Below are 12,716 nucleotides of genomic sequence, written 5' to 3'. Positions count from 1 at the left end.
GAATCTCCTCCAACATCGAAATGTCTACAGTAAAGGCTTACATTTCTCATTATAGAAGCTTAGTAAGAGACTGTATTTAGTATAAATCCGCAATGTGGTGTCCAAAATCGTGGTTAATTCAATTTAAATCAGGTACAATTCTTAGAGAAGGAGGGAGCTGCGGATGCCGAAGAAACCGCTCTATTATTTAAGTCCCAATGACACGCTCAGCGAATTAATTGATACGTATTTCCCACCCTATATTACCTTAGCGCATACGTTCAATGCTCCAGCCGGATGGGGGATTTATAACCGCGTTCTCAAACAATTTCAGCTGCAATATGTATTAAATGGAAGCGCCCAATATACCATTGAAGGCAACCCTTATTTGACACGAAAAGGCGATCTCATTTTTCACAGACCTGGTGAAAGGCACAGTGTGTCCACCATTCCAGGCGAGCCGTATTTGTGTTTGTCATTGGTATTTCATTTTGGTCAAAGCGCATTCCCCTTAGATGACTTGGTGTCGACGACGAACTACTTGGGCAACTTTACTAGTCATGAGATTGAGCGCAAGCTGACTTCCCTCGTTGTCCATTATCGACAGCCAGGACTGGTGCATCAACTGCATGCGCAGACGCTGCTGATGGAGCTGTTGCTTACGTTCAACTCCTTAGCTGGAGAGCGAAGTGAACAAGAGGCAACCGTGGCACAGCGGAACAATTTTACAAGGTTAGTACTGGTCAAAAACTACATCATTGAGCATTTTGCCGAAGAAGTGAAAATTAAAGATCTGGAAGCACTTTGCGGATTTAGCTGCGATTATTTAATTGTGCAGTTTAAACAGACGTTCGGGATGACGCCGATTCAATACCAGATTCATCTCCGGGTTGAGAAGGCGAAGGAGCTGGCCGTTCATGAAGGGCTGACACCTAGCGAGGTTGCACAACGTGTTGGCTATAGTGATATTCACACGTTCGGAAAAATGTTTAAGAAAAAAACCGGCACAAGCCTGAGCCAATTTTGTGCCACCTTATTTACGGAGGATTTTGAGCCAGAGGCATAATGGAGGACATACGAGCCCTAGAGTTGAATCTAGGAGCTCGTATTTTTTTATAGAAAAATAGATAGACATATGTTATAAAACAACCTACTATAATGTTATAAACGAACTTAATTTTGTTATTTTAAAACACATGGGAAAGGGTGGTAGACATGTCTGTTCAACCAAGATTAAATCGCATGTTTAGTGAACAGGGGAAATGCTTTGATGTGGCCATCGATCATGGCTTCTTTAATGAAGTTCAGTTTTTAACCGGTATCGAAAATATGAAGCAAGCCATTGAAACCATTGTGAATGCGGGTCCTAACTGTATCCAGCTGAGCATAGGTCAAGCCAACCATCTTCAAGCCATACCGGGAAGCAACAAACCAGGTCTTGTTCTTCGTACAGATGTTGCCAATATTTATGGGCAGGTGCTTCCTACATTTCTTTTTAGCGAACTGATCGACAACGCGATTGAGCAAGCAGTCCGGATGGATGCGGTGGCTGTATGTGTGAATCTGTTGCAATTACCGAATCAACCCCAACTTCATTATCAATGTGTGAAAAATGTATCACTGCTCAAAACAGCATGTGAAAAGTATGGCATGCCGCTCATGGTGGAGCCTTTAGTTATGCTAGCTAATGAAGCGAAAGGCGGTTATATGGTCGATGGCGATATTAACAAGATTATGCCGCTCGTTAGGCAGGCAGTAGAACTTGGTGCAAATGTGATTAAAGCGGACCCTTGTGATCATGTGGAAGAATATCATCGTGTCATTGGGATTGCTTCGGGTATTCCAGTCCTTGTCCGGGGCGGAGGGCGAGCCAGCGATGAGGAAATTATGAGCCGTACGGTGGAGCTGATGAAGCAAGGCGCATCGGGTATTGTGTATGGCCGCAATGTCATTCAACATCCGAACCCAGCTGGCATGACCAAAGCTTTAATGTCCATTGTTCATCATGGGGTATCAGCAGAAAAGGCACTGGTGTTATTGCGTCAATAACTTTACGTTCTAGGTGGAGGGGATCACATTTTGAAAAGGAAAATTATTCGGTTTGGCGTTATCGGTTGCGGACTCATGGGCAAAGAATTTGCGAGCAGTGCAGCAAGATGGTGCCATCTTACCGGGATCGACAGTGAGCCCAGAATCGTAGCTGTCTGTGATGCCAACCCCGCAGCGACGGAGTGGTTCCAAGACAACGTATCCAGTGTGGAAGCCACCTATACCGATTATAGGGAAATGCTTGCTAACCCCCATATAGACGCGATTTACTGTGCGGTTCCCCACAATCTACATGCTCAAATCTATATCGATATTATTGAATCAGGGAAACATCTGCTAGGTGAGAAGCCATTCGGTATCGATCAGGCGGCCAATACATTGATTATGCAAGCCATTGAACGAAATCCACATGTTATCGTCCGCTGCTCATCTGAATTTCCATTCTTCCCAGGTGTTCAACAGATTGTTCAGTGGGTAGCTGCGAATAAATTTGGAAAGATCATTGAAATTGAGGCTGGATTCTGGCATTCAAGTGACTTGGATCCCACGAAACCAATCAATTGGAAGAGGCGTATCGCTACGAATGGCGAATATGGTTGTATGGGCGATCTAGGGATGCACGTTCTTCATTTGCCCCTGCGTTTTGGTTGGAGACCGAAATCCGTGAGAGCTTTATTATCCAAAATTGTACCAGAGCGGCCCGATGGCAAGGGAGAAATGGTTCCTTGCGAAACGTGGGATAATGCGATATTGGCCTGTGAAGTTGACACCGGTGATCAGCAATTTCCGATGGTCATCTCGACCAAGCGTATTGCCCCAGGACATGCGAATACGTGGTTCATTCGAATTACGGGTACGAAATTCTCAGCGGAATTTACTACGAAGAATCCTAAGCAAGTGAGTTCATTGCCTTACAGCTCTGGCGGAGTACAGTCTTGGCATGTGACTGATGCTCCATATAAATCAGCGTACAGCACCATTACTGGAGCTATCTTTGAGTTCGGCTTCTCGGATTCGATCTTACAGATGTGGGCTGCATTCTGTGATGAGTTAACACATGGTAAGGAGATGGCGCAGCCTTTTTATTGCGCTACACCAGAAGAAGCGGCATCTAGTCATCAGGTGTTTACAGCCGCGTTAGCATCCAATCGAACGGGTCAAACCATTGCGTTACATTGGGAGGAATAACTGTGAGCGGCAAAGCGGAAGTCGTCGTGGCTGGACATATTTGCTTGGATATTATTCCAACGATGGACGAGAAACAAACGAGTATAGCTGAGCTGCTATCACCTGGGAAGCTTGTGAATATCGGCCCAGCGGTTATTTCGACCGGAGGTGCGGTTTCGAACACCGGAATTGCGCTTCACCGTCTGGGAAGTAAGGTGAAATTAATGGGGAAGATAGGTGCGGACCCCTTCGGTGAAGCGATACTTACCCTGTTGAGGCAGCAGGAGCCTGCGCTAGTCGAGGGAATGATTGTATCTCCTGAGGCTGATAGCTCCTATTCCATCGTCATTAGTCCACCGAATATGGATCGGATGTTTCTTCACGCGACAGGAGCTAATGATACGTATGCGGCTTCTGATTTGAAACAGGAACACTTGCAAGGAGCAAAGCTGTTTCATTTTGGCTATCCACCTCTCATGAAGAGAATGTTCGAGAATGAGGGTGGGGAACTCCTATCCTTATTAAAGAGAGTCAAAGAGAGTGAATTGACGGTTTCGCTTGATTTGGCCAAACCTGATCCAGAATCCGATGCTGGAAGGGCTAACTGGCGAGCCATTCTGACGCAAACCCTGCCGTTTGTTGATGTGTTTTTACCTAGTTTTGAGGAAATTGTGTATATGCTCGACCGAGAGCATTACGACCATATGGAAAAAGCGAGTCCAGATGGCGACCTGTTGTCTTATGTAGATGTTGAATTATTAGCTCAATTATCCGCTGAACTCATCCAGATGGGAGTGGCGATTGTGGTCATTAAGCTAGGTGAGCATGGGGTATACGTACGAACAACTTCAGATCAGAAGAGATTGGCGCAGATGGGATTAAGTTCTCCCAAGCAGTATCTGCTCGATGATTGGTTAAACTGCGAAATGCTATCCTCCTGTTATGAAGTCGATGTCGTAGGTACAACAGGAGCTGGCGATTGTACCATTGCAGGTTTCCTTTTCGGTCTGACAAGGGGATTAACACTGAAGGAGTCACTGCAAAGCGCTGTTGGCGTGGGGGCTTTTAATGTTGAACAGGCGGATGCTACCAGTGGCATACCCGAAATGGCAGTCGTACAGGACCGAATGTACAGAGGATGGAAGAAGCGTGAGACGAAGTTGAAGCTGGTCAATTGGCATTTGCATGAGGATCAGATATGGATAGGACCTCATCATAAGTCTCCGAAAGAGGGTGTTGAAGCGAATGAAGCGAAGTGAAATTGGGCAAGCTCAGCTGCGGGCTGAACAGATGTTGACATCATTAGGCATTCAACTCACTCAGGAAGAAATTGCGCGCATTGAAGTGGCAGACTTTGGACTGGGACAGCTTGAGGTACAAGGGCTGGAGCTCATTACTTATATCAATACTGATCGTTATTGTGCCAAAGATTTAGTGCTATTTCCGCGACAAACTTGTCCTGAGCATCTTCATCCTAGAATCGCAAATGAACCGGGTAAAATGGAAACTTTTCGCTGCCGTGCAGGGGTCGTCTATTTATATGTAGAGGGGGAGCTTACGTCAGAGATATCGGCGATTGTACCTTCAGGCAGTGAGGATTTCTACACCGTCATGAATGAAATCATCCTGCATCCGGGTGAGCAATACACGATTGAACCTGGGATTAAGCATTGGTTTCAAGCCGGTGATGAGGGGGCTATCATTTCCGAATTTTCAAGTACGAGTCGGGATGAGTTGGATATTTTTACGGATCTGCGCATACAACGTATGCCCCTCATTCATGAAGATGTGTAGGGCTCGATGAAATCAGGTTGAACCTCAGTGAAATGATTGGGATAATAAGGTGAAAAGAAACATTAACGGGGGTTCTCCATGATAACAAATCAAATCAATGGTCGGCAGCAGCAAATCTTAGATCGGATGGCACTCGATGGAGAGATTCGAATTGCTGAATTGAAAGAAATGTTTGATGTCACTGAAATGACAATACGTCGTGATATAGAGAAACTTGAGACGATGGGGATGCTTAGACGAACCTTTGGTGGTGCTATCCTCATGGGCAAGGATATTGCCTTGCAGGATCGTACAGGTGTCATGATGGAAGAGAAAATGAAAATGGGCCTCCGCGCTGCACAGCTCATTAAAGAAGGGGAATCCATCTTTCTGGATGGAGGTTCAACGACACTTCAAGTTGCCAGATATCTAACACCGAATATGCCAATTACGGTGGTTACCAATGCGCTTAATGTTGCTGCGGAGCTGCAAGGCAAGCAGATTCCAACGATTGTCGTGGGGGGCATGCTCCTGGATAAAACCTCGACACTCGTAGGGCCTGTCGCTTCCGTCACGATTGCCAAAATGGCTTTTGACCGCGTATTTATTGGTACTACGGGGTTCACGATCAAACATGGATTCAGCAATTCGAATATGCATGAAGCCGAAATCAAAACGCTTGTTATGGAACAAGCGTCTGAAGTGAATATGATGATGGATCACACGAAGTATGGCGTTCGGGATCTATTCTCATTTGCTGAAATCGGTGACGTTCATCGCATTATTTCAGACAGGTATCCGGAAGGTGAACTTCACGAGGCTTTGAAAGAAAGTGAAGTTCAAATGCTGGTGTGTTCTTAGGGATGCCTTACGTGTTTTGCACACATATAAGAATTTATATGTTTTTTGGGGTAAGCGAAGGCTTATCCCTATTTTCTTCCCATTAAGCATCTCGAAATGAGCAAAGAACTGCAAAAATACATCTTTTTAAGGAGAATAGACCGTTTATAGAGGAATTGCTGCGAATATACATCCTTTTTTACCGATACGCCATAAAAAGATTAAAATGTTGTGAAAAAGATGCATATTCGCATCCTTCCTAATAGACAGCGACTTCTCTAGTGGAAAAAGATGCGTAACCGCATCTTTTTTTAGATTCTGACTTTCCGAAGCCGGAGCAGCCTAGGAGTTGTTTCATATTTCTAATTATTATTTTAAATAAATGCTTAAAATTGTTGAGAAATCAATAGATTTGAATTAACATACAGAAGGTAACTACGGGTTCGAACGAAAAAACCGTCCGGTTAAATACGGACGGTTTTTTTATACTATTTTCCTACATAAGGCGGGTAATCCATGCGCAAGCTTCCGTTCAAATTTATTTCGATTAGGATGAGACTCATCCTGTTATTTACACTCTTTTTTCTGCTTCCCTTTATACTGTTTGGATTTATTTGGTATCAGCGCTCAACGGAGACGATTGAAGATAACGCCATAGCGTCTGCGCAGAAATCCATTCAGCAGGCGAGTAGTTATTTGAATTATTATTTCAATGACTTAGAACGCAGCACCCTGCCTTATATTACGCATCCGCTAATTCAGGCCTTTATGAGTGTGCCACCTGACGATATTTATCAACGATTTTACATGACCAACCAAATTCAAAATCAAGTGATCGATCAAATTATCTATGGCAGAAAAGAAATTTATGGGTTCTCCATCTACTCAGGTAATGGAGCGGTCGTTTCTAATCTGGGTACGACGATGGACGTGTGGGCAAGCCGAGATCTAGCCCATCACGAGCCAAGCGATGAGCGGAAAGTTAATTATAATCATGTGCGTTGGGAGAATCAAATACCGATCCTTACCATTACTAGAATTCTCACGAATAATAAAGCGCAAAGCACAAAAGGGCTTATGGTTATCGATCTTCGCCTGAATGAAATTGCTGCCTTTATAAGTAAGATCGGCTCGAGTCAGTCGGGTTCAACTTGGATCGCAAATAAAGAAGGCAAAATCATGCTTCATCCGGATCAAGTGCTGATTGGTACTCAAGTTCCAGAATGGTACAACAACAGTATTAACAATCGGGAGAAGGGTTCGTTAATCGTGAAGGATTCCGGGATTAAAAAGCTGATCGTGTTTGAGAAATCCCCCTTAACCGAATGGACGCTGATCTCCGAGATCCCGCTTGCCGAATTGACCGGTGATTTATTTAAATTGCGTAATTTGACCATCTTTATTTTGATAGGCGTTACGCTTATTTCTTTGCTTGTTCTCGGCGGATTTTCGCTCCGCCTCACCAATACGCTGACCCGATTGAGTTCGCTTATGAAAAGAGCAGGTCGCGGGGAAATGTTCGTGCGCGCTCATGTGAATCCAGATAGGCAGGACGAGCTTAACGAGTTGAATGCAAGTTTTAATCACATGGTTGAGAAGTTGCACAATTTGATTGATGAAGTTCATACGTCCGAAATCAGGGAGAAGGAACTCGTGATCAAACAAAGAGAGACGATGCTCAAATCTATGCAAGCCCAAATCAACCCCCACTTCCTATACAACACACTCGAGGTCATCAATTCCTATGCAATTCTGGAAAATGTGATGCCAATCAGCAGGATGGCTACTTCGCTTGCGGCTATTTTTCGGTATAGCATTACAAGCGATGGCGAGAAAGTCTCTTTGCATGAGGAGATGAAGCATATTCAAACGTATCTGGACATTCAAAAAGAACGTTATGAACATCTAACCGTTCAATTGGAATTCGAATGGGAGGATATGGCCTATATTCAAACCCTTCGCCTTACTTTACAACCGCTTGTTGAAAATGTATTCCGCCATGCTTACGAAAAGCATGAACGTTATCCGGATTTTATTGGCATTAAAGGTGTGCCTACGCCGAAAGGTTATCGTATCTTCATTGTGGATCAGGGGGGAGGCATGCCAGCTTCCGTCATGGAGACATTGAACGCGGCGTTTCAGTCTTCAGAAGAGGTCACATATAACATGTCTGGACAAGAGGGCGATCTAGATAACCAGTCGGGGCATGTAGGCCTGTGGAACGTTCACCATCGTCTGCGTTTAAGTTTTGGCGAACCGTACGGGCTATTCATATCAAGTTCGAGCAGTCTTGGCACCTGCATAGAAGTGCTTTTACCTGTAAGTATGGGAGGAAATGAAGATGCTGAAAACGATCCTTGCTGATGATGAGACCATGATCAAGAAAAGTTTGAAGGTGATCGTGGAGAGAACGAATCTCTTCACAGTGATAGAAGTGTTTACGAACGGCCGTGATGCGTTGGCCTATATGCAATCAAACCCGGTTGATCTCTTAATAACTGATATTCGTATGCCAGTCATGGATGGACTGAGTTTAGTCTCAGCCTTGCGTGATAGTGGCAATGAAGCGGAAGTGATCATTTTAAGCGGCTATGGCGAATTTGAATATGCACAAAGAGCGCTTCGCTACGGAGTTACCGATTACTTATTGAAGCCGATCGTTCCGGAGCAATTGGAGAACATGTTAGAGAAAATCGTGAATAAAAGAAACCGACAAAAGCTCATGCAGGAACAGCGCCAAGAGTCGCTTTGGTATTGTACCCAACAAGGGGAGCTACTGTCTCACCTGCTGCGTGACATGGATGGAGCTGCCATCGTCTCGCTTTTGGATGATATCTATAGGTATATGGCGGAAAAGTTTGGTGACCAATTGGACAGTTACAAAACCTTCTATGTCAACATGCTGGCATTTGCCTTTAACGAGCTAATCGCCATCTCTCCTGACTTTAAAGAAAAATTAACAGCTCCGGTGCCATTTATGGAAGAAGATACGATTGACAAGTTAAGGGCGCGTGTACGCAAACAAGTCAGCGAGTGGATGCTGCGAATGACGGATGTCAGAAGTCACGGCATCGCGCTGACGATGAAGAAAGCGCTGGCTTATATCCACCACCATATCTATGATGAGAATTTGACGCTGCAAGCCGTTGCTGATGAGCTGAAGTTATCTATTTCGTATACGAGTGAAAATATTAAGCAATCGCTCGGTTTGAACTTCACTCAGTACGTGACGAAGCTCCGTATGGAGCACGCTAAATCATTGCTGGCGGATTCTTCTTGCAAAATGTATGAAGCCGCATTCCAATGCGGTTATGCGGATTATGCGCATTTTACAAAAACATTCAAAAAGTTTTACGGGTATTCCCCAAAGGAATATCGCACACGATTAAACCTATCTTCTTTAGAGGAATAATTAGCGAAAAAATGACAACTTGTGCCGCTTAAATCACATGTACCTTCCTTTGCGCGACAATTACAATGAAAACAACATAAAGGAAGGAGGTCGACATCGTGGTTAATCAGTCAAATTATCTAAAGAAAAATTGGCAAATATATTCCATGATCGTGCCAGGCTTATTGTTTTTTCTCATCTTCAAGTACATCCCTTTAGCCGGCAGTGTTATAGCCTTCCAGAATTATACCCCTTTCAAAGGAATAACTGGAAGTGAGTTTGTTGGATTTGCGCATTTTCAGCAGCTATTTACGTATCCTGAGTTTTACCGAATTCTGCGTAATACCCTGCTTATCAGCTTGTATCAACTCGTCTTTGGATTCCCTGCGCCGCTTATTCTTGCACTCTTACTGAATGAGATTCGCAAAGTTTTCGTTAAGCGAGTGATGCAGACCGTATTGTATGTTCCACACTTTTTATCCTGGATTATTTTGGGCGGCATGATGATAACCCTGCTCTCGCCAGAATCGGGTCTGGTCAATCATTTTTTGAATTTGTTTGGCTTAGAAAGTGTGTTTTTTATGCAAAAACCGGAGTATTTCCGCAGTATTGTCGTCGTTTCTGGCGTTTGGAAAGAAGTCGGTTGGGGAACGATTATCTACTTAGCGGCCTTGACAGGCATTAATCCGGAGTTGTATGAAGCGGCTGATATGGATGGAGCTGGCAAGTTTCGGCAAGTGTTTAGCGTAACGATACCGGCCTTGATGCCGACGATCATGGTACTGCTGCTCCTCAAAATAGGACACATTCTGGATCTTGGCTTCGAGCAAATTTATGTGTTGCTGAATCCTCTCGTGAAGGATGCCGGCGATATTCTGGATACTTACATTTACGAAGTCGGATTACTCAACGGAAGGTACAGCTATACAACGGCAATCGGATTGTTCAAATCCGTTGTGGGTCTCGTTCTCATCTTGGGAGCAAACACCATTAGCAAGAAGACAACAGGAGATTCGATTTACTAGGAGGATTGGATTATGAGAAGCATCAATCCATCTCGCAAATGGTTTGACATCTTCAACTATGCATTTCTTTCGCTTGTTTCAATCGCTGTGCTGCTGCCATTTCTAAACATTGCAGCAGGCTCGTTCAGCGGAGGCAATGCGATTTTACAAGGGGAAGTCACCGTTTTCCCTGTTAACTTTACTTTTGAGAACTATGTCGCTGTCATTAAAAACGTAGGTTTTTGGAAAGCTTTCGGTGTTACCGTGTATATCACAGTCCTGGGAACGGCGATCAGCTTGATTTTTTCGACGCTTATGGCTTATGGGCTTGCTCGACGCGACTTAAAGGGAAGATCGACAATTCTTCTCATCGTATTGTTCACAATGATCTTTACGGCTCCAATCATTCCTTCCTATTTGCTCGTCAAGTCGTTAGGCATGTTGGATACCTTATGGGCCGTTATGATTCCATCTATGATTAGTGGGTTTAATCTACTCATCATGATCTCATTTTTTCAAGGGATTCCGGATGGATTGACGGAGGCAGCAAAGATTGACGGATGCAATGAATACCGAACGCTCTGGAGCATTGTATTGCCCCTATCTATGCCGGTTATGACAACGATCGGGTTGTTCTATGCCGTCTCTAACTGGAATGGTTATTACGCCGCCATGATGTACCTGCGTGATCCTGAACTGTTTCCGCTGCAAGTGAAATTAAGACAATTGGTCACGCAAGATAACGCCGGAGACTTCCTCACGTCGCTCTCGTCGGCAGAAGGCATTAAAATGGCTACCATTATCGTGGCAACCGTGCCAGTCATGCTCATCTATCCATTTATTCAGAAGCATTTCGTTAAAGGCGCAATGATTGGTTCGGTGAAAGGTTAATCTTACAATTTCAACCTAAATAGGGGGATTTCGGATCATGTACAAAAAAGCGTTAACAGTAGTTGCTTGTGTTTCAGTAGCTGGAAGTGTACTAGCAGGATGTGGTAATAAAGACGAGGCTAAGGGGACTAATGAAAAGAACGGGGCTTCGGCAGCTCCGCCAGTCATTAAGTTGATTATGGGAGATCGCAATATGCCGTACGTAACGTCTTCGCCGAACATTAGCGATGACAAGTATGTCAAAAAGCTGCGTGAGTTATCGAAAACAGATGTCCGTATTGAAACGATCAACCAAGGTGACTATACGAAAAAATTGAATCTGTTGTTTGCCTCAGGCGATCTTCCAGATGCCATCCAGGCTGTTAACGGGATTACGTCACCTGAAGTAGCATCGGCACTAAGCAACGGGGCCTTTTATGAGCTGAATGAATTGATTGATAAATATGCACCGAGCTTGAAAACAAAAATTAGCAAGGATATGTGGGATTCGTCACTCGTGAGTAAGGACGGAAAAATTTATGCGATTCCACGTGAAGCGCCAACGCCGAATAACCGCATTGTTTACATGCGCAAGGACTGGCTGGACAAGCTTGGATTACAGGCTCCAAAAACGGTTGACGAGTACTTGAATGTGCTGCGCGCATTTAGAGATAAAGATCCTAACGGCAACGGCAAAGCAGATGAAATTCCTTTTATTGGTCGTAAAAACTTTGACTTTGGTTACGCATTCTTTGGCGCATATGATGTGAGCCCAGAGGGATGGAAGTTTGTAGACAACCAGCTTGTACCTAATTTTATTCGCCCGCAAATGAAGGATGCTTTGAAATTGCATTTGCAAATGTATCAAGAAAATTTGATTGATAAAGAAGTTTTCCTTAATACGCCTGCTGATTGGGTAACGAAAATAGAAAATACACAGCGTGCCGGCATGTGGATTCATTCTGCTGAATATCCGGACAAAACAGCAACAGCGTATAAAAAGCTGACGCCACCAGTTGAATTCATCAACATTGCTGCCCCAACGGGACCAGACGGAAAAGGCGGTAACTTGATCGGGTCGAAAGTGGATCCATTGTCAACTTGGGTCATTCCGAAAAGTAATAAGCATCCAGAGCATGTATTGAAATTCTTGGAATGGTTCCTATCGGATGAAGCTCAAAAGTTCTTGAACTACGGACTTGAGGGTGATGATTACACCGTAGACAACGGCAAGATGGTGCCTAAGCCTTGGGCGACGAAAGCAGACTCGGACAGAGACCAAATGCATACCCAATGGTTAAGATTCATTGGTCCAAGCTATATCCATGATCAAGAATTCATGAAGGCACGTGAAAATGGTCAATTAGTACCGACCGCGCTTAAAATCGCAACGAGCGAAGGCAGAGTCAACGATGGATTGGATATGCCGATTCCGCCGTCCCTTGAAATGAAGCCTGAGCTTCAATTTACAGGACTGTGGATGGAGTTGGCAGCCAAGATTCTAACGGGACGCGAGACGATCGACAGCTTCGATAAGTTCGTTGAAGATTGGAAAAAGCGCGGTGGAGACAAAGTCATCCAAGAGGCGACAGATTGGTATTTGAAAAATAAACAAGCCAAAAAATAATAGGTGCATGAAGCTG

The 12,716-nt window shown here is 44.3% G+C and carries 11 protein-coding genes; all 11 read left to right on the top strand.

Annotated features, from left to right (window positions below):
* The first annotated feature begins 163 nt into the window (after nt 1-163).
* The 11 genes from AC58QT_RS10175 to AC58QT_RS10125 all read left to right on the top strand — a co-directional run bounded on the left by AC58QT_RS10175 (nt 164) and on the right by AC58QT_RS10125 (nt 12,700).
* On the top strand, nt 164-1,045 hold the full coding sequence (locus AC58QT_RS10175) for an AraC family transcriptional regulator (protein ID WP_497408823.1): 882 nt from the start codon (nt 164-166) through the stop codon (nt 1,043-1,045).
* 149 nt (nt 1,046-1,194) lie between these two features.
* Nucleotides 1,195-2,028 (top strand): class I fructose-bisphosphate aldolase, encoded by an 834-nt coding sequence (locus AC58QT_RS10170; RefSeq protein WP_497408822.1) that lies wholly within the window; start codon nt 1,195-1,197, stop codon nt 2,026-2,028.
* A gap of 30 nt (nt 2,029-2,058) precedes the next feature.
* Nucleotides 2,059-3,216, top strand: a complete 1,158-nt coding sequence (locus AC58QT_RS10165) for a Gfo/Idh/MocA family protein (protein WP_497408821.1) — start codon at nt 2,059-2,061, stop codon at nt 3,214-3,216.
* 2 nt (nt 3,217-3,218) lie between these two features.
* Nucleotides 3,219-4,454: a carbohydrate kinase family protein gene (locus tag AC58QT_RS10160; RefSeq protein WP_497408820.1), complete on the top strand. Its 1,236-nt coding sequence runs from the start codon at nt 3,219-3,221 to the stop codon at nt 4,452-4,454.
* Nucleotides 4,441-4,989, top strand: a complete 549-nt coding sequence (locus tag AC58QT_RS10155; protein ID WP_497408819.1) for a D-lyxose/D-mannose family sugar isomerase — start codon at nt 4,441-4,443, stop codon at nt 4,987-4,989. The genes AC58QT_RS10160 and AC58QT_RS10155 overlap by 14 nt, the downstream gene beginning before the upstream one ends.
* 78 nt (nt 4,990-5,067) lie before the next feature.
* The gene (locus AC58QT_RS10150) at nt 5,068-5,829 is read left to right on the top strand and encodes a DeoR/GlpR family DNA-binding transcription regulator (RefSeq protein WP_497408818.1); all 762 of its coding nucleotides are present in this window, start codon (nt 5,068-5,070) and stop codon (nt 5,827-5,829) included.
* A 495-nt stretch (nt 5,830-6,324) separates the two neighbouring features.
* Nucleotides 6,325-8,172: a cache domain-containing sensor histidine kinase gene (locus AC58QT_RS10145; RefSeq protein ID WP_497408817.1), complete on the top strand. Its 1,848-nt coding sequence runs from the start codon at nt 6,325-6,327 to the stop codon at nt 8,170-8,172.
* On the top strand, nt 8,150-9,220 hold the full coding sequence (locus AC58QT_RS10140; RefSeq protein WP_497408816.1) for a response regulator transcription factor: 1,071 nt from the start codon (nt 8,150-8,152) through the stop codon (nt 9,218-9,220). Before AC58QT_RS10145 ends, AC58QT_RS10140 begins: the two co-directional genes overlap by 23 nt.
* Nucleotides 9,221-9,318: 98 nt before the next feature.
* A complete protein-coding gene (locus AC58QT_RS10135) occupies nt 9,319-10,224 on the top strand; it encodes an ABC transporter permease (protein WP_497408815.1) in 906 nt (301 codons plus the stop codon).
* A 12-nt stretch (nt 10,225-10,236) separates the two neighbouring features.
* A complete protein-coding gene (locus AC58QT_RS10130) occupies nt 10,237-11,094 on the top strand; it encodes a carbohydrate ABC transporter permease (RefSeq protein WP_497408814.1) in 858 nt (285 codons plus the stop codon).
* 37 nt (nt 11,095-11,131) lie between these two features.
* Entirely contained in the window at nt 11,132-12,700 is a 1,569-nt protein-coding gene (locus tag AC58QT_RS10125; RefSeq protein WP_497408813.1) for an extracellular solute-binding protein, read from the top strand.
* Nucleotides 12,701-12,716: the final 16 nt, after the last annotated feature.

This window comes from Paenibacillus sp. J31R109, assembly GCF_059692055.1.
This window is presented reverse-complemented; position numbering and strand designations above follow the sequence as displayed.